Below are 24,319 nucleotides of genomic sequence, written 5' to 3'. Positions count from 1 at the left end.
CGGCTCGTCCGTCTCCGACCGCTTCCCGCCAGGTCACACCGGCGGCGGCTGCCACAGACCCGCGTCCGGGCAGCCGCGCAGCGTGGCCGACACGGCGTCGTCGCGCGCCGCCGCCACGCCCCAGGTGTCGCTCGTCTGCGCGTTCCCCGGGTAGACGCGCGGCACCCACTCGTGGTCGGGATCGATCCGCAGCATTCCCGTGGTGTATTCGGCGACGAAACGCGAGCTCGGCTCCTGGAAGTACGTGAACGTATTCGCCCCGACCCCGTGCCGGCCAGGACCCCAGAGCGGCGCGAACCCTTTCTGCATCAGGGTGCCGGTCGCCCGCATGAATTCGTCGATCCCCCGCAATTCGAATGCGACGTGATTCAGCGAGGCGTGCGGTGCGCGCGTGAACGCGAGCATGTGGTGGGCCGTTCCGGCGCGGAGGAACACCATGATGTCCTCCACCCAGTCGGTCACCTGCAAGTCGAAAATGGACCGGTAGAACGCCAGCGCGGTCGGCAGGTCCGCCGTATTGAGCACCACATGACTGATGCCGATCGGCCGGCTCTCGCCCGGTTCGACGGGCCGGAACGCCCGGGGACGCGCCCCCGAGGACACCTCGACGGTGCGCCCCTCGCAGTCGAGGAACCGCACCCGGTAGCCACCATCGGCATCGTCGCAGGTGGCGGGCTCGCTGACGAGACGTCCCAGCGGATGCGCGGCCACCCGTTCCGCGATCTCGTCCACGTCGGCGTCGGTGGCCGCCGCCAGGGACAGCAGGTCGACCCGGGGTTCCGAGACAGACCGCAGGCGCAGCACGTGGCCGTCTTGGCACCCCGCTCCCAGAAATACGCGGTCCGCATCCGTACCGACAAGATCTAATTGCCAGTGCTTTTCGAAGAATTCGCGCGCGGCGCCGATATCGGGCACGCCGAGTGCCACGCTCCGGACATGAGTGATCACAAGGACTCCGTCCCTCGCCTGATTTCCGGCGGTTTCCGTACGAGGCTACCACCGCCGCATTGCGCGGAAACCTCCCGCCCGGCCATTGTCCATTCCGGCGGCAGCCTGGCCGATTCCGATGGAAAGGACGCGGGAACGCGTCCCGTTCCCGGTCGTCCCGGCCCGGACGATGCAGCGGCAACGGAAACCACTCGACGGTCCTCGGGCACCTGACCTCTGCCGGGTTCGTCGGCCGCGTCCGGCCGGTGGAGCCACCGCCCGCCGAACCGGCCAAGGGCTACTTCACCGAGGGCCTGCGCTGGGTGGTGCGCGACCCCATCGCGCGGGCGATGTTCGCGGCGTCCGGCACGGTCCAGTTCTTCAACTTCATGTTCCACACGCTGTTCGTCCTCTACGCCACCGAGGAACTGGGCATCGGCCCCGGCATGCTCGGCATGGTGCTCGGCCTCGGCGCCATGGCCGGAGGCTTCCTCGGCACAGCCATCGGCCTGCACCCGACCCTGTGGATCGCCACGGTGGGTGCGATCTTCAGCGTTCTGTGGATGCTCCCCTCCCCGATCCCGCGCCTGCGCGACCTGCCCGAACTCCCCGCCGCCGGACCCGCCGTGACCAAGGCCGCCTGAGTCGAACCCGGCCCGGCTGTCACAGCCAGCGAGTAGAGTGACGCTCACGGTCACCGGCTCGTCCGGGTATCGAAGGGGAGACGCATGACATTTCAGCCCGGGAGGTTGACCCCCAGCCGGTCCGCACGACACCTGTACGGAGCCGACCTCCGCCGCCACCGCAGGAACGCGGACCTGTCCCTCGCGCAGTTGGCCGGAGAAGTCCCGTGCAGCAAGAGCCAGCTCGCCAGGATCGAGACCGCCGAAATCATGGCTCCGAAGGGGCTGTCCCAGGACTTCGACCGCCTGTTCAGCACGGACGGCCACTTCACCCGCCTCTACGACCTGGTGCGGCGTGAAGCACATCCGGACGAGTATCGTCGATTCATGGCCTTTGAAGCCGAGGCCCAATACATCTGCGAGTTCGCAGGTCACACGGTGCCGGGGCTGCTCCAGACCGAGGCTTACGCACGGGAGTTGCTGCGCTGCGACCCCGAGCTGTCCTCGGAGCAGGTCGAAGAGCGTGTGCAGGCGCGCATGAGCCGTCAGGAGCGCCTGCGGTCCGAACAGCCGCCTCACTTCTGGGCCATCTTCGACGAAGCGGTGATTAGGCGGCCGATCGGGGGGTGGCGAGTCATGCGGGAACAGTTGGCTGCGCTGCTTCCGTTGGTGGAGAGTGCCCGAAGCAAGATCCAGGTTCTGCCTTTCGAGCACGGGGCACATGCGTTCCTCGGGGGTTCTTTGACTCTGCTGAAGCTGCGTCGCGGGGCCGAAGTGGCCTACGAAGAGGGAATCGCGGCCAGCCGTCTCTATGAGGACGCGGAGGAGGTGGGCAAGCGGCAGCGCATCTACGATGCTCTGCGTGCGTATGCCTTGTCACCCAGGGACACGGCGACGCTGATCAAGCAGGTGATGGAGGAGTGTGCGACATGAGTTCTCCCGGCCTGGACCTGGCCGTGTGGCGGCGGTCCAGCCACAGCAATACGAACGGCGGCAACTGCCTTGAGGTGGCCGATGGCGTGCCGGGCGTGGTACCGGTGCGAGACAGCAAGGCACCCGTGCGGGTGATAGCGATATCCGCGAGTGCGTGGCGGGCGTTCGTGGCAGGGGTTGGCGGGCTGTAGTCAGACCAACCAGGTGCCGTCAGTCATCAGATAGCGGCCCTGCTGTTCGTTCACCTCGCGCCAGGCGCGGATGGTGCGGGGGCGGAATCGGAGGAACGACCAACTCTCCCGCCCCCGTGGGTCCCAGCCCAGCTTGGCGACGAACTGCTCACCCTCGGCCGCGTCGAGGCCGTCACTCGGCAGGATGTCCGCGTCCGCCTCGATGAGCACCACGTCCCTGGTGTGCCCGAGGGCGAGCGTCGCACGGCCGGTGCGGCGGGCGTTGACGGTCGTCGGGTTGCCCGTCCGGGTGGCGGCCAGCAGGTAGGAGTCGTGCCAGACGAACGACAGCGGAACCAGGCACGCTTCACCGTCCGGCCCGGCCGTGGAAACCCACAGGTCGACATCCTCCGCGAGCCGCGCCAGTGCATCCTGCTTGCGCTGCGCACCGTCACGTGGGGCGGGCTGTGTCTCTGCCATGGCGATCACGCTAGCCGGGGGCGGGTCGACCGGCCATCGGTCATTGGCCGTAGGGCTATGTGCCGAAGTCGAGTGCCTTCGGGCGCACACAAGGTAGCTTCTCGGTGTGGGAATCCGTGTCGCTGCGTCGACCCGAGTCCGGTCCTCGGGCACGGCACAGGTTCGGAACCCCAAGTGCACACACGACACCCGGATCGCACCGAAGGAGAATGTCCAAGTTGCCCGTCCGTGCGCCGCGCCAACCCCGGTCGGCACAACGGCCGAACGGCAAAACCCCAGATCAAACACCGTGGCGGCCGTCCCCCGGGACGGCCGAGGATCGCAACCCGAAGTCCTCGCGCCGTGGATCCGCCTCGTCGAGGGTGGCGGCCGTCCCCCGGGACGGCCGAGGATCGCAACGAGTGGGGCGCCGCGGAGTCAGGCTGCGGCGTTCCGTGTGGCGGCCGTCCCCCGGGACGGCCGAGGATCGCAACGGCAGGGTGACGTACTTCTACTCCAGCCCGACGCTGGTGGCGGCCGTCCCCCGGGACGGCCGAGGATCGCAACCACCAGGTCGAAGGCGAGGTGCGGCGACGGGGCCCAGTGGCGGCCGTCCCCCGGGACGGCCGAGGATCGCAACCACAGCGCGCTCCACAGGGACGTCAGCCCCTCTACATGTGGCGGCCGTCCCCCGGGACGGCCGAGGATCGCAACTGCGCGCTGATCCGCGCGCGCGTGGGCTCGGTCACGGGTGGCGGCCGTCCCCCGGGACGGCCGAGGATCGCAACGGGCTCGTCCCCGACGACGGCCGCCAGCGCGGCCAGGTGGCGGCCGTCCCCCGGGACGGCCGAGGATCGCAACTCCGAGCGGACGTAGTAGATCCGGCGGGCGGTCCGGTGGCGGCCGTCCCCCGGGACGGCCGAGGATCGCAACCGCGGTGGCCGATCCGGAGAGCTGGTGGTCGGTCCTGCTGGTGGCGGCCGTCCCCCGGGACGGCCGAGGATCGCAACCGCAGCCTCTGGTCGTCCAGCACGGGCGTGAACGGGTGGCGGCCGTCCCCCGGGACGGCCGAGGATCGCAACTCCTACCGGCCCTCCGACCTGGTCGTGGATGCCGAGCTGTGGCGGCCGTCCCCCGGGACGGCCGAGGATCGCAACCACATCACCGTATCGGGGGCGTGCGAACACCGGGCGGTGGCGGCCGTCCCCCGGGACGGCCGAGGATCGCAACGCGGCACGCGCGGTGCCGGGGTGCCCGTCCTGCCAGAGTGGCGGCCGTCCCCCGGGACGGCCGAGGATCGCAACCGTCACCTTGCTGTCCCGCACCGGCACCACGCCCGGGTCGCGGCCGTCCTTCGGGACGGCCGAGGATCGCAACGGCGACACCGCCGTCTACCTCACACCCGCGGAACTGGGTGGCGGCCGTCCTCCGGGACGGCCGAGGATCGCAACGACGCCGACCGCGAGATCTACGAGGCGTTGAACGGTGGCGGCTGTCCTTCAGGGCAGCCGAGGATCGCAACCGGGCGTCGGCGGCCAGGGTTGCGCGGGGCAAGGGGGGCGGCCGTCCCCCGGGACGGAGGATCGCAACACCATGGCCACGGGCACACCGGTGGTCAGCAGCAGGCCTGTGGCGGCCGTCCCCCGAGACGGCTGAAGATCGCAAGGGCGAGCCTTGTGCCGAGACGTTTCGACAACTTGGTGGGTGACGGCTGTCCGTTGGGGTGGCCCGGAGGGCCCGGTCCGGGGGGTTGGGGGGTCAGTCGCCTTGGGACCAGCTGGCGGTGGGGAAGGTCAGGTAGACGCCGAAGTCGCTGAGGCCGGTCGCGGCGGCGACGCTTTCGTGGAGCAGGTCCGCGCGTTGGGTGCGGTTCGCGTCGCGGCTCGGAAACCACTTGGACCGCACCTCGATCACAAGATCGAGGCCGCTCCGGTCGAACGGGCCGAGCGGCCGGAAGCGGATCTCCACGTCGCCGGGCCGCAGGTCTCCGTCCCAGGGCTCCTCCGGGCACTCGACGGCCTCGGACACCAGCGCGGGTAGGACATCTCCGAGGCGGTGCAGCGTCTGTTCGGGTACGTGCGGCGCGTAGGTGACCTCGACAAGCGGCATCCTGTCACTCTAGACCGCGAACGTCGCGCGCATGCCCGTCTCCCCGCGCGGCGCTGGGCAGTTGGGCGCCGTGGCGGCGTGTCAGGATGGCGGGGTGGATCAGGAACAGATCGGCGCCTATCTGGCGCGCATCGGCGTCGCGCGGCCCGCGGTCGCGGACGCGCAGGCGTTGCGGGAGCTACAGATCGGGCACCTGTGCGCGGTGCCCTTCGAGAACCTGGCCGTTCACCTGGGCGAGGAGATCGGCCTGGGCGACGACGCCCTGTACGAACGGCTCGTGGTCCAGCGGCGCGGTGGCTTCTGCTATCAGCTCAACGGGGGGTTCGCGTCGCTGCTGCGCGGGCTCGGGTTCACGGTGACGCCGCTCGCCTGCCGGACGTTCGAGGATGGGCGGTGGGGACTGCCGTTCGACCATCTCGCGCTGCGCGTCACCGGCGGCGCCCTGACGGAGCCCTGGCTCGCGGACGTCGGCTTCGGCGATCACGCGCTCCACCCGCTGCGCCTCGCGGACCGGGGCGACCAGCGCGACCCGGCGGGAACGTTCCGGGTGCAGGAGGGCGCGGACGGTGACCTGGAGCTGCTGCGCGACGGCAAGCCGCAGCTGCTCATCGAGCAACGGCCCCGCGTGCTCGATGATTTCGAGGGCGCGTGCTGGTACCACAGGACGTCGCCGCGCTCGCACTTCACGCGTTCCCTGGTGTGCTCCCGGCTCACGGAACGCGGCCGGGTCACGCTCAGCGGCCGGACGCTGAAGGTCACCACCGACGGGCACCGTGAGGCGACGGAACTGCCCGACGAGGCGGCGGTTCTGGCCGCCTACCGCGAGCACTTCGGGTTCGAGCCGGTCACCGAGCCGCGCGTGGCGCGCGCCGGCTCGGGCCGCTGACGCGTCAGTCCCGCTCGACCCAGCCGTCGCGCTCCTCGGCCAGTGCCGTCAGCGCGGCGAGCGCCGCCGGGTCCGGGTCGTCGAGGACGACGAGCCACTGCGCGTCCTCCGCGTCGTCCTCGCCGGCGAGCGCGTCGCGCACCGGCCGCGGCTCCTCCGGCAGGCCGAGCCGGTCGGCCGCCTCGGCGGCCAGTTCTTCGGCGGCGTCGCGGTCGGGCAGCACCAGGACATGTCGCTCGCGGGTCACCCGGTCATTGTCCCCGGTGTCCGAGCCGCGTGCGATCCTGGGGCGCATGGCTGCCACAACCGCCGCGCCCGACGTCTCCGCCCCAGGTCCGCTCGTTCTGGCCGTGGGGCAGGAGGAGCTGCTGCTCGACCGGGCCGTGCAGGAGGTGACGGCCGCCGCGCGGGCCGCCGACCCGGACACCGACGTGCGCGATCTGCCGCCCGGCACGTTGCAGCCGGGGACGCTGGCCGAGCTGACCAGCCCGTCGCTGTTCGCCGAGCGCAAGGTGGTCGTCGTCCGGGCCGCGCAGGACCTGGGCGCCGACGTGATCAAGGAGATCAAGGGCTACCTGGCGGCGCCCGTGGAGGAGATCACCCTTGTCCTGGTGCACGCGGGGGGTGCCAGGGGCAAAGGGCTGCTCGATGCCGCGCGCAAGGCCAAGGCGACCGAGTACGCCTGTCCGAAGATGACGAAGCCGGCCGAGCGGCTGACGTTCGTGCGCGCCGAGTTCCACGCCGCGGGGCGCCGGGCCACGCCGGGGGCGTGCCAGGCGCTGGTCGACGCGATCGGCAGCGACCTGCGCGAGCTGGCGTCGGCCTGCGCGCAGTTGGCCGCCGACGTGCCGGAGGCCATCGACGAGGCGGTGGTGGCCCGTTACTACACGGGCCGCGCGGAGGCGTCGAGCTTCACCGTCGCCGACCGCGCGGTGGAAGGGCGCGTCGCGGAGGCGCTTGAGGCGTTGCGGTGGGCGCTCGGCACCGGCGTCGCGCCGGTGCTCGTGACCAGTGCGCTGGCGCAGGCCGTGCGCGCCATCGGCAAGCTGGCCTCCGCGCCCGGCGGGATGCGGCCGGGCGACCTGGCCAGGGAGCTGGGGATGCCGCCGTGGAAGGTAGACCGGGTCAGGCAGCAGATGCGCGGCTGGTCGGCGGACGGTGTCGCCGTGGCGCTGCGTGCCGTCGCCGACGCGGATGCCGCGGTGAAGGGCGGTGGCGACGACCCCGCGTACGCGCTGGAGAAGGCGGTCGTCGTGATCGCGCGCGCCGCCCGTTCCCGCTGAGGCCGAGCCTTCTCCCTGAGGACGCACGTTTTCCCCGGCGCCGCCCGTTCCCGCTGAACGCCGCACGGGCGCGGCTCAGGCGGGCGTGCTGTCCCGGTCGCGCTCGGGCTCCTCGGTCGCGCCGTCCCGCTCCTCGCGGCGGTCGCCCTCCGGGCCGCCGCCGTCCCCGTCCTCACCACTGCCGCCGCTTCCGCCGCTGCCGCCGTCCCGCAGGGCGGCCAGGGTCTCCTCGGTCGAGGTCCGCAGCGTGTCGAGGAGCCGGTCCCGTTCGGCGAGACCGTCCGGGTCGTCGCCCAGGTAGGCGCTCCAGGACAGGCTGTACTCGAACCACCCGTCCCGCACGGTGAGCATCGCCCAGGACAGGTCCCCGCTCCCGGTGTCCTCGCCGAAGACGACGAACGCCTCGTCGCCGAGGCCGCTCAGCGGCTCGGTCCTGTAGTCCAGGTAGCCCTCCACCTCGTTGTACTGCCCCCACGCCTCGGCCCGTGCCACGAACTCGGGACCGGGATCGGTGGACTTGTGCCAGCTCAGCTCGTACGTCACGTAGGCGGTGAGGTAGAGGTCGGGGTCCGCGTCGCGCGGCTCGAAGGTCAGCTCGCAGGAACTGACGTCGAGCGCGTCGTGCCGCGCGGACCGCGACAGCGGTTCGTCGTCGGGGCGCGCGCGGTAGTCGTTCTCGAACGCGGACACGTCCGCCGTCGCGCACAGGTCAGAGGCGAAGGGGTAGCCCGCCAGGTCGGCGCCGTTCCCCGCGCCGAACGTCCCGGTGGCCAGCAGCGCGCCGGCCCACACGGCCGAGGTCAGCGCCGCGGCGCCGATGCCGATGAGCCAGCCGGGCGGCCCGCCGCGCGGCGCCCGCCCGCCGGCCGGCGCCGGGACCACGGGCCCGAAGCCGCCCGGGGCATGCGGCCCGCCGTACGCCGGGGGGTGCGTTCCGTGGAAGTGCGGCGTGCCGGATGGCTGCTGGTAGGGGTTCGACGACCCCCCCGGTATCGACATGCCCGTAACCTACCGCGTCCGGTGGACTGCTCCCCGCCACCGGGCGGGGAAACGCACGGGCCCCCGGCCGCCGCGCGGAGGCGGCGGCCGGGGGCCCGGAGTGTGCGCGGGGCGCCGCGCCCGTCGTGGCGAACGTTGGGATCGGCGCGGTGCCCGTGCGGTGACCTGCGGGCGCGGAGCGACGCGGAGAGAGGGGCCGCGGCTCCGGCCGGTGGGCTGGGTCAGCCCTGGAGCGCGATCAGCCCTGGAGCCCGTTGACGCGGGCGGCGAGCGCGGACTTCTTGTTGGCCGCGTTGTTCTTGTGGAGCACGCCCTTGCTCACGGCCTTGTCGAGCTTGCGGGCCGCGTCCCTGCGGGCGGCCTCGGCCTTCTCGTAGTCACCGGCGGCAGCGGCCTCGCGGGCACGCCGGACGGCGGTCTTGACCTCGGACTTGATGGCCTGGTTGCGCAGCCGGGCCTTCTCGTTGGTCCTGATCCGCTTGATCTGGGACTTGATGTTCGCCACGAATGAGCCTTCTCAGTACGGTTGAGACGATGGGTGTCCGGACGGGACACAGTGGGCCAGCCTACCAGCGGCCAACGTCCTGCTCCCAATCAGGGAGCGGGCCCGCTCGCATGGGACCATGGGAACGACCAAGCGACCCACCGCCATGACCCGACAGGACCACGCGTGCCCGCGATCACTTCGAACGCGCCGGAGCCGAGCCGCACCGACCCGGCTCTCATCCGCAACTTCTGCATCATCGCGCACATCGACCACGGCAAGTCGACGCTCGCCGACCGGATGCTTCAGCTGACGGGCGTGGTCGAGCAGCGCCAGATGCGCGCCCAGTATCTCGACCGCATGGACATCGAGCGCGAGCGGGGCATCACCATCAAGTCCCAGGCGGTCCGGATGCCGTGGGCCGCGGACGGGACCCCGCACGTGCTGAACATGATCGACACCCCGGGGCACGTCGACTTCACCTACGAGGTGTCGCGCTCCCTCGCCGCGTGCGAGGGCTGCATCCTCCTCGTCGACGCGGCCCAGGGCATCGAGGCCCAGACCCTCGCCAACCTCTACCTGGCGATGGAGAACGACCTCACGATCATCCCCGTGCTGAACAAGATCGACCTGCCCGCCGCGCAGCCCGACAAGTTCGCCGCGGAACTGGCCCACCTCATCGGGTGCGACCCGGGCGACGTGCTGCGGGTCTCGGCCAAGACCGGCGAGGGCGTCGGCGAGCTGCTCGACGAGGTGATCCGCCAGGTGCCCGCGCCCGTGGGCGATGCGGACGGGCCGGCGCGCGCCATGATCTTCGACTCGGTGTACGACGCCTACCGCGGCGTCGTGACGTACGTGAAGGTCGTCGACGGGGCGCTCGGGCGGCGCGAGCGCATCCAGATGATGTCCACGGGCGCCACGCACGAGCTGCTGGAGATCGGCGTCAACTCCCCGGAGATGACGCCGTCCGACGGGCTCGCGGTCGGCGAGGTCGGCTACCTGATCACGGGTGTGAAGGACGTCAGGCAGTCGAAGGTCGGCGACACCGTCACGTTCCAGCGGAACGGCGCGACCCAGGCGCTCGGCGGGTACAAGGACCCGCGCCCCATGGTGTTCTCCGGCCTGTACCCGATCGACGGCTCGGACTACCCGGCGCTGCGCGACGCGCTGGAGAAGCTCCAGCTCAACGACGCCGCGCTGGTCTACGAGCCGGAGACCTCGGCGGCGCTCGGCTTCGGGTTCCGCGTCGGCTTCCTCGGGCTGCTGCACCTGGAGGTCGTCCGCGAGCGGCTTGAGCGCGAGTTCGGGCTGGACCTGATCGCGACCGCGCCCAACGTCGTCTACCAGGTGACGATGGAGGACGGCTCGGAGTTCACCGTGACCAACCCGAGCGAGTTCCCCGTCGGCAAGATCGCCGAGGTCCGCGAGCCCGTGGTGCGGGCGACGCTGATCGCGCCGAGCGAGTTCATCGGCGCGATCATGGAGCTGTGCCAGACCCGCAGGGGCTCGATGCAGGGCATGGACTACCTCTCGGAGGAGCGGGTCGAGCTGCGCTACACGCTGCCGCTGGCGGAGATCGTCTTCGACTTCTTCGACGCGCTGAAGTCCAAGACCCGCGGTTACGCGTCGCTCGACTACGAGCCGACGGGCGAGCAGGCCGCGGCCCTGGTCAAGGTCGACATCCTGCTGCACGGCGACAAGGTGGACGCGTTCTCCGCGATCGTGCACAAGGACAAGGCGTACGCGTACGGCGTGAAGATGGCGGGGAAGCTGCGCGAGCTGATCCCGCGGCAGCAGTTCGAGGTGCCGATCCAGGCGGCCATCGGCTCCCGGGTGATCGCCAGGGAGACGGTGCGCGCCATCCGCAAGGACGTGCTCTCCAAGTGCTACGGCGGCGACATCTCCCGGAAGCGCAAGCTGCTGGAGAAGCAGAAGGAGGGGAAGAAGCGCATGAAGATGGTGGGGCGGGTCGAGGTGCCGCAGGAGGCGTTCATCGCCGCGCTCTCGTCCGACTCCGACGGCGGCGACGCGAAGAACAAGAAATAGGACCCTTACGTGGGGAGGCCGGGGCCTTTAGTCTGATCGCCACCCGGCGGTTACTCGCGAGTCACCCCGGTGACCTGTGACCCGTACCCCCGTTGCAGCGCGGCACCCGGAGGAAGTCGTGACCGAGAACGTGACTGAGAACGTGACCGAGAAGCGGCCCTCACCCCGCTCGATCGCCGAACGTCCGCCGTCCGTGGCCCACCTGCTCCTCGCGCGGGTGGCGGCCACGCCGGACACCGAGGCGTTCCGCTATCCGGTGCCGTCCGCCGGGGACGGCCCGGACGACTGGCGCAGCTACACGTGGGCCCAGTCGGCGCAGCGCGTGTTCGCGATCGCCGCGGGCCTCATGGACCTGGGGGTGCGGGCGGAGGAGCGGGTCGCCATCGCCTCGGCGACGCGCGTCGACTGGATACTCTCCGACCTCGGCATCATCTGCGCGGGCGCGGCCACCACCACCGTGTACCCGCAGACGAACGCCGAGGAGACGGCCTACATCCTCGCCGACTCCGGCAGCCGGGTGCTGATCGCCGAGGACGCCGCGCAACTGGCCAAGGTGCGGGAACGGCGCGCCGAGCTGCCGGAACTCGCGCACGTGGTGGTGATCGAGCCGGGCGACGCGGTACCGGCCGAGGGCGACCCGGAGGGCTGGGTGCTCTCGCTGGCCGACCTGGCCGAGCGCGGGGCCGCCTACCTGGAGAAGCACCCGGACTGCGTCAAGGACACCGTGGCCGGGCTGCGGCCCGACCAGCTCGCCACCCTCATCTACACCTCGGGCACCACCGGCCGGCCCAAGGGCGTCCGGCTGAGCCAGGACACGTGGTCGTACATGGGCCTGGCGATAGAGGCGATCCAGCTGGAACGGCCGGACGGCGTGCAGTACCTGTGGCTGCCGCTCGCGCACGTCTTCGGCAAGGTGCTGATCGCCGCGCACGTCCAGATCGGGCACGTCATGGCCGTCGACGGACGGATCGACAAGATCATCGAAAACCTGCCGGTGGTCAGGCCGACCCTGATGTGCGGTGTGCCGCGGATCTACGAGCGCGTGTTCAACGGCGTCGCCGCCAAGGCCAAGGCGGGCGGCGCGCTGAAGTTCAAGATCTTCAACTGGGCGGCAGGCGTCGCCCGCGAGTACGCCCGCGTCTCGCAGGAGAACTTCAGGCGCACGGGCCGTGCCTCCGTCCCGGCCGGGCTCGCCGCCCGCCACCGCGTCGCGGACCGGCTCGTGTACGCCAAGCTGCGCGCGGCCTTCGGCGGCAGGATCGAGTCGTGCGTGTCCGGCTCGGCCGCGCTCACGCCCGAGATCGGCTACTTCTTCTGCGGCGCCGGTATCCGGGTGCTTGAGGGCTACGGCCTGACGGAGTCGGCCGCGGCCAGCTTCGTCAACCGCCACGACACCAACCGCACCGGGACGGTCGGCACCGTCCTGCCGGGCGGCGAGGTGCGGATCGCGGACGACGGCGAGATCCTGCTGCGCGGCCCCGGCATCATGCAGGGCTACCACGGGCTGCCGGAGAAGACCGCCGAGGTGCTCGACGCGGACGGCTGGTTCCGCACCGGCGACATCGGCGAGCTGTCGGACGACGGCTTCCTGCGGATCACCGACCGGAAGAAGGACCTGTTCAAGACCTCGGGCGGCAAGTACGTGGCGCCCACCGAGATCGAGGGCCGGCTCAAGGCGCTGTGCCCCTACGTCTCGTCCGTGGTCGTGATCGGCGCGGGCCGCAAGTACTGCTCCGCGCTCATCGCGCTCGACGAGGCCGCGATCCTCGGCTGGGCCAAGGAGAACGGGATCGGCGGCGGCTACGCGGAGGTGGTGGCCGACGCACGCACCCGGGAGCTGGTCGACGGCTACGTGAGCGAGCTGAACGCGGGGCTCCAGCGCTGGCAGACGGTCAAGAAGTTCCAGGTGCTGCCGCGGGAGCTGGACATCGAGCACGGCGACCTCACGCCGAGCCTCAAGATCAAGCGCCCCGTGGTGGAGCGCCAGTTCGACGGCCTGGTCGAGAAGATGTACGAGGGCGCGTAACGGCCCGGCCGCCGCGCCGCCGTCAGTCCACGAGGTCGCGGGTCAGGGCGTCGGCGAGCAGGCGCCCGCGCAGGGTCAGGGCGGCGCGGCCGGCGTCGAACGCCTCCCGCGTCAGCAGTCCGTCCGCCAGCGCCCGGCGGGCCGCGGCGAGCCCGGCGGGCCGCAGCAGGGACAGCGGGCAGCCGTCGGCCAGGCGCAGCTCCAGCAGCACGCGCTCGACGCGGCGGTCCTCCTCGGACAAAATCTCGCGGCCGGCCCCGGGGGAGCGGCCCTCGGCCAGCGCCTGCGCGTAGCGGCCGGGGTGCTTGGCGTTCCACCAGCGGACGCCGCCGATGTGGCTGTGCGCGCCCGGACCCGCGCCCCACCAGTCCGCGCCCGTCCAGTACAGCTCGTTGTGGCGGCAGCGGGCGTCCGGGGAAAGGGCCCAGTTGGACACCTCGTACCAGCCGAAACCGGCCGCCGTCAGCGCCTCGTCCGCCATGAGGTAGCGGTCGGCGTGCACGTCGTCGTCAGGGGCGGCCAGCTCGCCGCGGCGGACCCGGCCGGCCAGCCGCGTTCCGTCCTCGACGATCAGCGAGTACGCCGACACGTGGTCGGGGCCCGCGCCGATCGCGGCGTCGAGCGAGGCCCGCCAGTCGGCGTCGGTCTCGCCCGGGGTGCCGTAGATCAGGTCGAGGCTGACGTGCCGGAAACCGGCGGCGCGCGCCTCGGCGACGCACGCCTCGGGGCGCCCGGGCGTGTGCGTGCGCTCCAGCACGGCGAGCACGTGCGGGCGCGCGCTCTGCATGCCGAACGAGACGCGGGTGAAGCCCGCCTCGCGCAGCGCGGCGAGCGACTCGGGGCCGACCGAGTCGGGGTTCGCCTCGGTGGTGACCTCGGCGTCGGCGGCGAGACCGAACTCCGCGCGCACCGCGTCGAGCATGCGCGCCAGATCGGCGGGCGGCAGCAGCGTGGGGGTGCCGCCGCCGAAGAACACCGTGCTCACCCGGCGCGGGTCGTCCCCGAGCACCTTGCGGGCCAGCCGGATCTCCTGCTCGACGACCTCGGCGTAGGTGTCGCGGGACGCCAGCACGCCGCCCGAGCCGCGCAGCTCGGCCGCCGTGTAGGTGTTGAAGTCGCAGTAGCCGCAACGGCTCGCGCAGTAGGGGACGTGCAGGTAGAACGCGAGCGGGCGGTCGGCGGCGCCGGCCGGCGCGGCGAAGGGCAGCGCGCCGTCCGCGGGGACCGGCTCGCCGTCCAGGGGAGCGGATGGCATGCCCCCATTGTCCCTCGCCCCCGGCCGTACCCGGCGCCCGTCGGGTACGGCCGGGCCAGCGCGGGCCGTCGCGGTCAGGCCCCGGGGCCGCCGGGGCCGCCCACCGTCACGTGGTCGATCAGGTGCTCGACCGGGCCGAGCAGGCCGGGGTCGAGGTCGCGGAAGCCGCGCACGCGGCCCAGGATGCGCTGCCACGCGGCGCCGGTGTGCTCGGGCCAGCCGAGCGCCCGGCACACGCCGGTCTTCCAGTCCTGGCCGCGCGGCACCTCGGGCCAGGCGGGGATGCCGACGGACGAGGGCTTCACGGCCGCCCAGATGTCGATGAACGGGTGGCCGACGACCAGCACGTTCGGGTCCTCGATGCTGGCCGCGATCCTCGACTCCTTGGACCCGGGCACCAGGTGGTCGACCAGCACCCCGAGCCTGGCCTCGGGCGAGGGGCCGAAGGCCCGCACGACGGCCGGCAGGTCGTCGATGCCCGCGAGGTACTCCACGACGACGCCCTCGACGCGCAGGTCGTCGCCCCAGACCTTCTCGACCAGCTCCGCGTCGTGGCGCCCCTCGACGTAGATGCGCCCGGCCCGCGCGACCCGCGCGCGGGCGCCCGGGACGGCGAGCGACCCGGACGCGGTGCGCGCCGGTCCGGCCGCGCGCGCCGCCCGGGGGCGCGGCCTGACCAGGGTGACGACCTCGCCCTCGTGGAGGAAGCCGGCCGGGAGCAGCGGGAAGTCCCGGTGGCTGCCGAAGCGGTCCTCCAGCGTCACGGCCGTCTTGTCGCAGCGGATCACCGCGCCGCAGAAGCCGGTGGACACCTCCTCGACCACGAGGCCGGGGTCGGCCGGCAGCTCGGGAACGGGCGCGCGCCGCCGCCACGGCGGCGTCAGGTCGTCGGGGCCGTACTGTCTGCTGCGCATGCGCCCATTCGATCACGCGCCCGCGCCCGGCCGCCGGGGACCGGCGGGCCGGCGCGGGCGCCGACGGGCTCACCCGGGCGCCGCGAACCTGCGGGCCAGCGCCGCCCGCTGGGCGCGCACGAACGCCGCGTCGACGACCGCCCCGTGCCCCGGCACGTACAGCGCGTCGGGACCGCCGAGCGCGAGCAGCCGGTCGAGCGCGGCGGGCCACAGGGCCGGGTGCGCGTCCTCGCCCGCCTGCGGCTCACCGGACTCCTCGACCAGGTCGCCGCAGAACACCACGGGCACCGGGCCGCGGACCACCACGACGACGTCGTGCCCCGAGTGCGCGGGCCCGAGGTCGGCGAGCAGCACCTCGCGCCCGCCGCCGAGGTCGAGCGCCAGCTCGCCGCGCACCTCGCGCCAGGGCCGATCCAGGGCCGCCGCGTCCGCCCTGGCCCGTTCACCCGGCACGCCGTACTCCTCGGCGGAAGCCGCCACATCCGCCCGCCCGGCCGGGTCCGCGAGCAGCGCGCCGAGCCCGGCCGCGCCGTACGCCTCGGCCGCGGGCAGGGCCCCGAGCCCGAGCACGTGGTCGAAGTGCGGGTGGGTGACGACGACCCGGGTGACGGGCGCCCCGAGCAGCGCCGCCGCCTCCCGGGCCAGGGCGGCGCCGTCCGCGGCCGAGGGTCCCGTGTCCACCATGAGCACGCCGTCCGCACCGGCGACGGCGCCCACCGTCTCGTCCCACCCGGGCAGCCGGCGGCGCAGGACGCCGGGGGCCGGCCGTTCCCACGCGTGCTCCGTCTCGTGCTCCTCCGCGTATGCCATGGCGTGACGTTAACCACTCGGACGACCGGGCAGGTCCTGCGGTGTTCGCGGCCGCGGCGGGCAGGAACTGCCCGCCGCGCATTCCCTGGCCGTGCGACCCGGCCGTACACTGGACCAGGGCCTGGCACTCCTCGCGCGTGAGTGCCAGGGCGGCGAACCGCTCACGGACGGCAGGACGGGAGGTGCGACATGCTGAGCGAACGCAGGCTCGAAGTGTTGCGCGCGATCGTTCAGGACTACGTGGGCACCGAGGAGCCGGTGGGCTCCAAGGCGCTGACCGAGCGGCACAACCTGCATGTCTCGCCCGCGACGGTGCGCAACGACATGGCGGCGCTTGAGGAAGAGGGCTACATCGCCCAGCCGCACACCAGCGCGGGCCGGGTGCCCACCGACAAGGGCTACCGGCTGTTCGTCGACAAGCTCGCCGGCGTCAAGCCGCTGTCGCCCGCCGAGCGCCGCGCCATCCAGAACTTCCTGGCCGGGGCCGTCGACCTCGACGACGTCGTCGGCCGCACGGTCCGGCTGCTCGCCCAGCTGACCCGGCAGGTCGCCGTGGTGCAGTACCCCTCGCTCAGCCGTTCCACGGTGCGGCACGTGGAGCTGCTCTCGCTCGCCCCGGCCCGGGTGATGCTGGTGCTGATCACCGACACCGGGCGCGTGGAGCAGCGCGTCATCGACTGCCCGGCGCCGTTCGGCGAGACCTCGCTGGCCGACCTGCGGGCGAGGCTCAACAGCCGGATCGTCGGCGAGCGTTTCCCCGATGTGCCGCAGCTGGTCGCGGACCTGCCCGACTCCTTCGACCAGGAGGAGCGCGGCACGGTCACGACGGTGCTGTCCTCGCTGCTCGAAACCCTGGCCGAGGAGACCGAGGAACGGCTGATGATCGGCGGCACGGCCAACCTGACGCGCTTCGGCCAGGACTTCCCGCTCACCATCCGCCCGGTGCTCGAAGCACTGGAGGAGCAGGTGGTGCTGCTGAGGCTGCTCGGCGAGGCGAAGGACTCGGGCATGACCGTGCGCATCGGTCACGAGAACGCCCATGAGGGGCTGACGTCCACGTCGGTGGTGTCGGTCGGCTACGGTTCAGGAGACGAGGCGGTCGCCAAGCTCGGCGTGGTCGGACCGACCCGCATGGACTACCCCGGAACGATGGGAGCGGTGCGCGCAGTGGCACGTTACGTCGGACAGATCCTCGCGGAGAACTAAGTGGCGGCCGACTACTACGCGATCCTCGGTGTGCAGCGGGACGCCTCGCAGGAGGAGATCAAGAAGGCCTTCCGCCGGCTGGCCCGCGAGCTGCACCCGGACGTGAACCCGGACCCGAAGACCCAGGAGCGGTTCAAGGAGATCAACACCGCCTACGAGGTGCTCTCCGACCCGCAGAAGAAGCAGATGTACGACCTGGGCGGCGACCCCATGGGCGGCGCGTCGGCAGGCGCGGGCGCCGGATTCGGCGCCGGCTTCGGGAACTTCTCGGACATCATGGACGCCTTCTTCGGCACCGCCGCGCAGCGCGGGCCGAAGTCGCGCACCCGGCGCGGCCAGGACGCCATGATCCGTCTGGAGATCGACCTCAACGAGGCGGCGTTCGGCACGACCAAGGAGATCCAGGTCGACACCGCCACCGTCTGCACCACGTGCAGCGGCGAGGGCGCGGCCCCCGGCACCTCGGCGCAGACCTGCGACATGTGCCGCGGGCGCGGCGAGGTGTCCCAGGTCACCCGCTCGTTCCTCGGCCAGGTCATGACGTCGCGGCCCTGCCCGCAGTGCCAGGGCTTCGGCACCGTCGTGCCCACCCCGTGCCCCGAGTGCGCGGGCGACGGCCGGGTGCGCAGCCGCCGCACGCTGACCGTGAAGATCCCCGCGGGCGTGGACAACGGCACCCGCATCCAGCTCGCGGGCGAGGGCGAGGTCGGCCCGGGCGGCGGCCCGGCGGGCGACCTGTACGTCGAGATCAGGGAGAAGCCGCATCCGGTGTTCCAGCGCCGGGGCGACGACCTGCACTGCACCGTCACCATCCCCATGACCGCCGCGGCCCTCGGCACCAAGGTGCCGCTTGAGACGCTGGACGGCATGGAGGAGGTCGACATCAGGCCGGGCACGCAGTCCGGGCAGTCGATCCCGCTGCACGCGCGCGGCGTGTCCCACCTGCGCAGCGCGGGCCGGGGCGACCTCGTCGTGCACGTCGAGGTGCAGACCCCGGGCAAGCTCGACCCGGAGCAGGAGGAGCTGCTGCGCCGGCTCGCGAAGCTGCGCGGCGAGGAACGGCCGCTCGGGCAGTTCCAGCCCGGTCAGCAGGGGCTGTTCTCGCGCCTGAAGGACGCGTTCAACGGCCGCTGACCCGGGTCGGCCGCGCACCACCCGGCGGCCGGGCACACGCACGACCACGTAACGGCAGGAGTCGAACGGCATGGCGACGGCGCCGGTGTTCGTGTACGAGGGGCTCGCGGAGCACGGCGGGGGCGCGTTGACCCTCGACGGGCCCGAGGGGCGCCACGCGGTGTCGGTGCGCAGGCTGCGCGTGGGCGAGGCCGTGGTGCTCACCGACGGGCAGGGCACGGGCGCCTCGGGGACGGTGGCCGAGGTCGCGGGCCGGGACGCGCTGACGGTCGAGCTCGACGGGATCTGGCGGGACGAGCCGCCCCGCCCCGCGCTCACCGTCGTGCAGGCGCTCGCCAAGGGCGACCGGGGCGAACTCGCCGTCGCCGCGATGACCGAGACCGGCGTCGACGCGATCGTCCCGTGGAGCGCGAGCCGCTGCGTCACGCAGTGGCAGGGCGAGCGCGGCGCGAAGTCCCTGGCGAAGTGGCGGTCCACCGCGCGGGAGGCGGGCAAGCAGGCGCGCCGCGTCCGGTTCCCGCGCGTGCCCGAGCCGATGACGACCCGGGAGGTGGCGGCCGGTCTCGTGGCGGGCGCCGCGTTCGCCGCCGTGCTGCACGAGTCGGCCACCGAGCCGCTGGCGGCCGTGCCCCTGCCGGAGGACGGCGGGGTCGTGCTGATCGTCGGCCCCGAGGGGGGCGTCGCGCCCGAGGAGCTGGCGGCGTTCACCGCGGCCGGGGCGCGCGTCTGCCGGCTGGGCCCCACGGTGCTGCGCACGTCGACGGCGGGCACCGCCGCCGCCGCGCTCGTGCTCGGCCGCACCGGCCGCTGGAGCTGAACGCGGGATTCGCCCCGGACGGGGATGTCGGCGTTCCGCGCGTCCTGGAACGGACCGGCCGCGACGGGGACATTGACCGGATGACGACCGCAAGTTGACCGGAAATGACTCGCGACCGACCGCAACCGGCCCATCGCACACCGGCGTCCTCCTGTCCGGGACCGGTAACGGAACGGGTGGGGTAGGGTCCTGCGTACTTCGGCCCAGGGGGGAACGCGACAGTGCAGAACTCGCCGTTGACGGACACGACGGAGCTGGCCAGGGAACTGAGGTCCCTGGCCGACGAGGAACTGCTCGCGCTCAGGCGCGCCGAACTGCGCGGCCTCGCCGACGACCTCGAACAGAACCGCAACCTCGCCGAGTGGGCCGACATCGACCTGCTGCGCGCGTTCGCGCGCCAGGAGAGCACGGCACCCGCCGCCCCGCCCCCGACCGGGCGCGGCGCGCTCGGTACGCTGCGCCACGTGCTGAGCCCGGCGTTCCTGCGCGGTCTGCGGGGCCGCCCGCCCGGTCGGCTGCTGCGCGACGCGGTGGCCGCGGTGCGGCGCCGCCGGGTCCGCGACGACCTGCTCGAAGCGGTGCTCGGCGTCCTGGTGTTCGTACCGCTGCTGGTTACCTGGTTCGGCCTGCGCGAAGCGGGCCGCGCGTATGAGGAACTGAGCCGGGAGGACCCGGAGCAGGCGACGCGCCCCTTCCTCCAGCTGTGGCAGACCGGGTTCGGCGGAAGGGTGTCCACGCTCGGCCAGTTCGACAACGTCGCGCTGACGGCGGTCGTGCTCATCTCCCTGCTCGTGCTGCTCGCCCTGTGGCACGCCCGCGCCAAGAGCCGCGGCGAGCGGGAGTGGGAGGAGCAACAGGCGGCCCGCGAACGGCTGCTCGGCCGCCTCACCTCCGTACTCACCCGCACCCAGCTGGCCCTGGCCGGGCGGCGCCTGAGCGCGCCCGGGCAGTTCACCGGAGAACTGGCCAAGGCGGCCGGCCGGCTCGGCAACCTGGTGCGCAAGGCGACCGACGGGCAGCGCACCCTGGCCACCGCGACCACCGCCGCGCACGACGCCACCACGGAGCTGCGCGTCGCCGCCCAGCGCATCGCGGACGCGGCGGCGCCGCTCGGCGCGGCCACCGTGCGCCTCGAAGCGGCCGTGCAGGCCGGGCAGGCGGAGACCGCGCGCGTGAGCGCGGCCAGCGCGGCCGAGGTGCGCGACGTGGGCGAGCGCATCACGCGCATGGGGCAGCAGATCGAGTCAGCTCTCGCGGAACTGACCACCGTGCAGCGGGAGTTGACGGCCAGCACGCAGGCCGCGACCCGGGCGTCCGAGGAGGCGGCCGAGGCGGTCAGGCACAGCGCCTCGCGCACCGACGACGCGGTGAGCGGGATGCGCGACGCGGCGGAACGCTGGGACGTGGCCGCCGCGCACTGGCAGGACGCCGCGGCCCGCGTCGACTCGGGCGTGCGGGAACTGACCGGGCGCGCGCCCGGGTTCGGCGCCGTGCCGGGGCCCCGGCCCAGCGCCCAGGGAGCGGGCCGGTGACCGCCGCCCGCCTGCGGCGCCCCGGGCGTCCGCGGCGCCGCATGGGGCTGACGGCGCTGGCGGGCTGGCTGTTCGCCGACCTGCTGCTCGTGCTCGCGCTGGTGTCCATGAGCGGGCAGGCCGATCCGCTCGCCGCAGGGGAGCCCGACCCGGAGGTGCCCGAGCCCACCGAGCCGGCCGACCCGCCGGCGGAGCCGCCCGAGCCCGAGGGCCCGCGGGGCGTGGAACGCGACCCGGTGCAGTTCGAGGTGCGGGGCACCGATCCCGCCTGGCTCGTCGAGCAGATCGCCGCCGCCACCGACGCGTGGGAGGGGCGCGAGGCGGCGTTCGTCCTGACGTTCGGCGGCAGCCAGGGCGGTACCGGGTACGCCGGGCGCGTCAACTCGTTGCTCAACGAGGCCCGTCCGGACATGTTCTCGCCCGACATCACCCGGGAGGACTTCCACGACCTCGGGGAACCGGCGAACAGCGCCCGGCTGTGGGTCTACTTCTACACCGCGCCGAGATGACCGCCACCGTGGACGCAGCCACCGCCGGGCCCTGGCGCCCGGGTCGCAGAGCAGGGGCGCGGAGCGCGCCGCTGCCCTGGCTGCCGCTGTTCCCCGCCGTCCCCGAGTACGGCACGCTGTGCCGCCACCTCGCCGACGGCGGGTTCCGGCACGTCGTCGAGGCGCTGCTGCCGCCGCGCGCCGCCGAGGCCGCCTACCGTCCCGCGGCGTCGGCCGAGCCGGACGGCGCGGAGCCGGGGTTCCGCGTTCTCGACGGCCTGTGGCTGCCGCCGGAGCGCGGCCACGACCTGCGCCGCGCCGACGCGGCCGAATGCCTCAGGGCCGCGGCCCGCTGGGAGGCGTCGGGCGACGCGCGGGCCGGGGCGGCCCGGCACGTGCTCGACCGGCTGGCGCGGGCCGCCGACGAGGACCCGATGGCCCTGCGGCGCCTCACCCTGTACCAACTGTCCTGCCTGCTCACCGACGAGGGGCCGCCCACCGGTGCGGCGGCCCTCGCGCTCGGCGTCGACCGCGCCGAGGCCGACCTGCTGGCCGACGCGGTCGCCGCCGGCTTCCCGCCGCCGGGAGCGGCCCGCGAGGCGGCCGAGGAACTGGCCGACGCCCACCGCGCGCACCACCTGCGCCGGGCGCGGCGGTTGATCGGCACGATACCGGCCGCCTCGGCCGACCCCGGGCTCGCGCGCCTGCGGTCGGGCATCGACACCGCGTTCCGCGACGTCGCACGGGAACTCGCCGATGCCGCGCGGCACACCGCCGCCGGCCGGCACCGGGCCGCCGCGACCGCGTGCCTGCGCGCCGCGCGGACGGTCGCGGACGACGAGGCGGCCCGCGCCGCGCTGCTCGCCGCCGCCGTCGCCTCGGGGGACAGCGGCACCACCGCCCCCGTGGCCGCGGTGGTCGAGGCGCAGGGGGGCGTCAGGCTGTCCTGGTCGGCGCCCGGCCGCGCCGCCCGTTTCCTGGTGCTGCGCTGGGCCGAGGCCGACGGCCCGGAAACGGCCGTCGAGGTGCCCGTCCCCGCGCCGGCCGAGGGCGCGATCCCGGCGCCGCGCGCCGGCACGCACGTCGTGCGCGATCCCGAGCCGCCCACGGGGCGCGTGCTGCGGTACGCCGTCGTGCCCTGGGACGGGCGGCGCGTCGCGGGCATCGCCCGCGCCACCGCCGCGCTGCGGGTCACCCCCGAGGTGACCGGTGCCCGGGCCGTCGCGGTGCCGGACGGCCTGCGGCTGCGGTGGCGCCCGCACCCGGCCGCGACGGCCGTGCGCGCCGTGCGGCTCGACGCGCCGGGCGGCGGCACCGGCCCGCGCGTCGACTGCGGGCCCGACGGGCTGACCGACCGGCCGCTGCCCGCCGGCAGCCACACCTACCTCGTGACCAGCGCCTACCCCGGGGAGGACGGCGAGCCGGTGTGGTCGGCCGGGCAACGGGTCACCGGCACCGCGGAGGACTGGCCCGCGCCCGTGCCGGGGGACGTCGCGCTCACCACGACAAAGGACGGCCGGGTGTCGCTCGGCTGCCGGCTGCCCGCGCGCGGCGAGGCGCGCCTCGCGGTGTGGCGGGGCCGGGCCCCCGAGCCCGGCGAGGACGTCTCGCAGGCGCTGCCCGGCCTGTCCTTCCTCCACGGGGAGGGGAACGGCCGGGCCGCCACCGTCCTGCCGCCGCGCCGCGCCGCGCTGCGCGTGACGGCGGTCAGCGTGCTGGGGGAGCGGGCCGTGGCCGGCCCCTCCGCGCTGATCGAGACGCTGGGCGAGGTGGCGGACCTGACGGCCCGCAGGCGCGGGCCCGACCTCGCGGAGGTCGCGTTCGCGTGGCCTGAGCCCGCCGTGCTCGTGCTGCTGAGGTGGGAGAGCGGCGGGCGGCGCGAGGAACGCCGCGTGCCGCGCAGCCTGCACGGCGCGGGTCCGCTGCTGATACCCGTCGACCGCGCCGAGTGGAGCGTGACGGCCGTGCCGGTGGCCAGGCCGGACGCGACGTTCGCCACCAGCGCGCCCACCGGCGCCCGGCTGCCCGCCCTGCCGCTGCCGCGGCTCGCCCTGCACTACGCGCGCCGCGCGGTGGACAGGACGGCCGCCCTGGCCGCGCGCCGCTCGCGCGACTGACCGCGCGCCCGCCGAGGGCCGCCGCGCCGCCGGCGGACCGGTGGGGGCGCGAACCCGCCGTGCCGTGCGGGGCGTTGCCCAGGGGCCGCTACCGCGCCGCGCGCCGCCGGAGCACGGAGGTGGCGGTGAGCGCGACGGCACGGTCCTCGTCGCGCGTGAGCGCGGCGAGGGCGGAAGCCGCGCCGTCCCCGGGGACGCACGCGAGCGCCTGCGCCAGCCGCCCGCGTGCGGGCGACCCAGGGGCGGCGTGGGCGAGGCGCTCGACGAGCCCTGCGGCGATCCGGTCCGCCGACGCGGCATCACCCGCCAGCGTGCTGAGCGCGTCGGCCGCGTCGACGTCGTTCCTCCCGTCGACGACCATGCCGATGAGCATCGGAACCGCGTCGGCCACCCCCCGCCCCCCGAGCGCCAGGGCCGCGTGCCGCCGGACCGGGGCGTCGGGGTGCGCGAGCGCGTCCTTCAGCAGCGCGGTCGCCTCCTCGCCGGGGATCTCGGCGACGGACAGGACCGCGCGTTCGCGCACTTCGGCCGCCGGGGCGCCAAGCCCCTCCGCCAGCAGCGCGAGCCCGTCCGCCCCCGACCGCGCCAGGGCCCAGCGCAGGGCACCGGCGACGTTCGGGTCCGGCTCGTGCAGCACGGCCTCGACCAGCGCCTCGACCGGCAAGGACCCGGACCCGTCCCGCGCCGAGGCCAGGGCCGCGCGCTGCCGTTCCCCGGCGCTCCTGGACGCCAGGGCCCGGAGCAGCGCGACGATCCGCAGGGCCTCCTCCCACCCGGCGGGTTCCGCGGCCTCGATCCGGCGGAGCCGGGTGAGCAGCTCGGTCTCCGCCGCGATGCGCTCGCGCGTCCCGCGGATGAGGCTGTCGACGAGTTCGGCGGGCGCGAAGCCGGGGTCGTCGAGCGCGCGCCCGATGTCGCGCAGCGACAGCCCCAGCGACCGCAGGCTCTCGATGTGGAAGATGCGCCGGACGTCCTCGTCCGCGTACTCCCGGTAGCCCGAGCCGCTGCGGCCCGCGGGACGCAGCAGGCCGAGCGACTCGTAGTGCCTGAGCATGCGGGCGCTCACCCCGGAACGCCGCGCCACCTCACCGATCAGCACGG

The 24,319-nt window shown here is 73.9% G+C and carries 23 protein-coding genes and 1 CRISPR repeat array; of the genes, 13 read left to right on the top strand and 10 right to left on the bottom strand.

The features are described from left to right. Window positions 1-33 precede the first annotated feature (33 nt). Entirely contained in the window at window positions 34-948 is a 915-nt protein-coding gene (locus LC193_RS07765; protein ID WP_226072821.1) for a VOC family protein, read from the bottom strand. 245 nt (window positions 949-1,193) lie between these two features. On the opposite strand from LC193_RS07765, the gene LC193_RS07760 reads away from it, so the two are divergent. The 3 genes from LC193_RS07760 (at window position 1,194) to LC193_RS07750 (ending at window position 2,674) form a co-directional block, all read left to right on the top strand. Beyond that, the gene (locus LC193_RS07760; RefSeq protein WP_226072820.1) at window positions 1,194-1,571 is read left to right on the top strand and encodes an MFS transporter; all 378 of its coding nucleotides are present in this window, start codon (window positions 1,194-1,196) and stop codon (window positions 1,569-1,571) included. Between the two features lie 84 nt (window positions 1,572-1,655). After that, a complete protein-coding gene (locus LC193_RS07755) occupies window positions 1,656-2,483 on the top strand; it encodes a helix-turn-helix domain-containing protein (protein ID WP_226072819.1) in 828 nt (275 codons plus the stop codon). Beyond that, entirely contained in the window at window positions 2,480-2,674 is a 195-nt protein-coding gene (locus LC193_RS07750; RefSeq protein ID WP_226072818.1) for a DUF397 domain-containing protein, read from the top strand. Before LC193_RS07755 ends, LC193_RS07750 begins: the two co-directional genes overlap by 4 nt. On the opposite strand, the gene LC193_RS07745 is transcribed toward LC193_RS07750, so the two are convergent. After that, complete coding sequence (locus tag LC193_RS07745; RefSeq protein WP_226072817.1) at window positions 2,675-3,133, bottom strand: pyridoxamine 5'-phosphate oxidase family protein; 459 nt, start codon at window positions 3,131-3,133, stop codon at window positions 2,675-2,677. A gap of 289 nt (window positions 3,134-3,422) precedes the next feature. After that, window positions 3,423-4,634: a CRISPR direct-repeat array (repeat unit 37 nt; unit sequence GTGGCGGCCGTCCCCCGGGACGGCCGAGGATCGCAAC). A gap of 236 nt (window positions 4,635-4,870) precedes the next feature. Then, complete coding sequence (locus tag LC193_RS07740) at window positions 4,871-5,221, bottom strand: hypothetical protein (protein ID WP_226072816.1); 351 nt, start codon at window positions 5,219-5,221, stop codon at window positions 4,871-4,873. 94 nt (window positions 5,222-5,315) lie between these two features. On the opposite strand from LC193_RS07740, the gene LC193_RS07735 reads away from it, so the two are divergent. Continuing rightward, window positions 5,316-6,107 carry an arylamine N-acetyltransferase family protein gene (locus tag LC193_RS07735; protein WP_226072814.1) on the top strand — a complete coding sequence of 264 codons (792 nt, stop codon included), beginning with the start codon at window positions 5,316-5,318 and terminating at the stop codon, window positions 6,105-6,107. 4 nt (window positions 6,108-6,111) lie between these two features. Here LC193_RS07735 and LC193_RS07730 read toward each other — a convergent pair whose 3' ends face one another. Beyond that, on the bottom strand, window positions 6,112-6,354 hold the full coding sequence (locus LC193_RS07730; protein ID WP_226072812.1) for a hypothetical protein: 243 nt from the start codon (window positions 6,352-6,354) through the stop codon (window positions 6,112-6,114). Window positions 6,355-6,400: 46 nt separating this feature from the next. Between LC193_RS07730 and holA the strand changes: the two genes are divergently transcribed. Further along, entirely contained in the window at window positions 6,401-7,390 is a 990-nt protein-coding gene (holA, locus tag LC193_RS07725) for a DNA polymerase III subunit delta (RefSeq protein ID WP_226072810.1), read from the top strand. 75 nt (window positions 7,391-7,465) lie between these two features. Here holA and LC193_RS07720 read toward each other — a convergent pair whose 3' ends face one another. Next, window positions 7,466-8,389, bottom strand: a complete 924-nt coding sequence (locus tag LC193_RS07720) for a hypothetical protein (protein WP_226072808.1) — start codon at window positions 8,387-8,389, stop codon at window positions 7,466-7,468. Window positions 8,390-8,627: 238 nt separating this feature from the next. Beyond that, on the bottom strand, window positions 8,628-8,894 hold the full coding sequence (gene rpsT, locus LC193_RS07715; protein ID WP_226072806.1) for a 30S ribosomal protein S20: 267 nt from the start codon (window positions 8,892-8,894) through the stop codon (window positions 8,628-8,630). Between the two features lie 165 nt (window positions 8,895-9,059). Here rpsT and lepA point away from each other — a divergent pair, with 165 nt between their 5' ends. Further along, on the top strand, window positions 9,060-10,919 hold the full coding sequence (lepA, locus tag LC193_RS07710; protein ID WP_086160690.1) for a translation elongation factor 4: 1,860 nt from the start codon (window positions 9,060-9,062) through the stop codon (window positions 10,917-10,919). Between the two features lie 118 nt (window positions 10,920-11,037). Next, window positions 11,038-12,945, top strand: a complete 1,908-nt coding sequence (locus tag LC193_RS07705; protein WP_404819368.1) for an AMP-dependent synthetase/ligase — start codon at window positions 11,038-11,040, stop codon at window positions 12,943-12,945. A 22-nt stretch (window positions 12,946-12,967) separates the two neighbouring features. Here the strand turns inward: LC193_RS07705 and hemW are convergent, their stop codons facing one another. The 3 genes from hemW to LC193_RS07690 form a co-directional block, all read right to left on the bottom strand. Continuing rightward, a complete protein-coding gene (hemW, locus tag LC193_RS07700; RefSeq protein ID WP_226072804.1) occupies window positions 12,968-14,200 on the bottom strand; it encodes a radical SAM family heme chaperone HemW in 1,233 nt (410 codons plus the stop codon). Between the two features lie 74 nt (window positions 14,201-14,274). Continuing rightward, on the bottom strand, window positions 14,275-15,114 hold the full coding sequence (locus LC193_RS07695; RefSeq protein ID WP_226072803.1) for a DUF3097 domain-containing protein: 840 nt from the start codon (window positions 15,112-15,114) through the stop codon (window positions 14,275-14,277). A gap of 69 nt (window positions 15,115-15,183) precedes the next feature. After that, the gene (locus tag LC193_RS07690) at window positions 15,184-15,924 is read right to left on the bottom strand and encodes an MBL fold metallo-hydrolase (RefSeq protein WP_226072801.1); all 741 of its coding nucleotides are present in this window, start codon (window positions 15,922-15,924) and stop codon (window positions 15,184-15,186) included. A gap of 189 nt (window positions 15,925-16,113) precedes the next feature. On the opposite strand from LC193_RS07690, the gene hrcA reads away from it, so the two are divergent. The 6 genes from hrcA to LC193_RS07660 all read left to right on the top strand — a co-directional run bounded on the left by hrcA (window position 16,114) and on the right by LC193_RS07660 (window position 23,218). After that, window positions 16,114-17,130, top strand: coding sequence for a heat-inducible transcriptional repressor HrcA (hrcA, locus tag LC193_RS07685; RefSeq protein ID WP_226072800.1), 1,017 nt, complete (start codon window positions 16,114-16,116; stop codon window positions 17,128-17,130). Then, window positions 17,131-18,264 carry a molecular chaperone DnaJ gene (gene dnaJ / locus LC193_RS07680; RefSeq protein ID WP_086160695.1) on the top strand — a complete coding sequence of 378 codons (1,134 nt, stop codon included), beginning with the start codon at window positions 17,131-17,133 and terminating at the stop codon, window positions 18,262-18,264. It abuts the gene before it with no gap. A gap of 70 nt (window positions 18,265-18,334) precedes the next feature. Further along, complete coding sequence (locus LC193_RS07675; protein WP_226072799.1) at window positions 18,335-19,081, top strand: 16S rRNA (uracil(1498)-N(3))-methyltransferase; 747 nt, start codon at window positions 18,335-18,337, stop codon at window positions 19,079-19,081. Window positions 19,082-19,317: 236 nt separating this feature from the next. After that, on the top strand, window positions 19,318-20,613 hold the full coding sequence (locus tag LC193_RS07670; RefSeq protein ID WP_226072798.1) for a hypothetical protein: 1,296 nt from the start codon (window positions 19,318-19,320) through the stop codon (window positions 20,611-20,613). Beyond that, complete coding sequence (locus tag LC193_RS07665) at window positions 20,610-21,122, top strand: hypothetical protein (RefSeq protein WP_226072797.1); 513 nt, start codon at window positions 20,610-20,612, stop codon at window positions 21,120-21,122. The genes LC193_RS07670 and LC193_RS07665 overlap by 4 nt, the downstream gene beginning before the upstream one ends. Further along, window positions 21,119-23,218, top strand: coding sequence for a hypothetical protein (locus LC193_RS07660; protein ID WP_226072796.1), 2,100 nt, complete (start codon window positions 21,119-21,121; stop codon window positions 23,216-23,218). Before LC193_RS07665 ends, LC193_RS07660 begins: the two co-directional genes overlap by 4 nt. A gap of 88 nt (window positions 23,219-23,306) precedes the next feature. Here LC193_RS07660 and LC193_RS07655 read toward each other — a convergent pair whose 3' ends face one another. Next, on the bottom strand, window positions 23,307-24,317 hold the full coding sequence (locus tag LC193_RS07655; protein ID WP_226072795.1) for a MerR family transcriptional regulator: 1,011 nt from the start codon (window positions 24,315-24,317) through the stop codon (window positions 23,307-23,309). Between the last annotated feature and the right edge of the window lie 2 nt (window positions 24,318-24,319).

It is taken from the genome of Streptomyces marincola (assembly GCF_020410765.1).
GTDB lineage: Bacteria > Actinomycetota > Actinomycetes > Streptomycetales > Streptomycetaceae > Streptomyces > Streptomyces marincola.
Note: the sequence above shows the minus strand (reverse complement) of the source record. Positions and strands in the feature narration are given on the sequence as shown.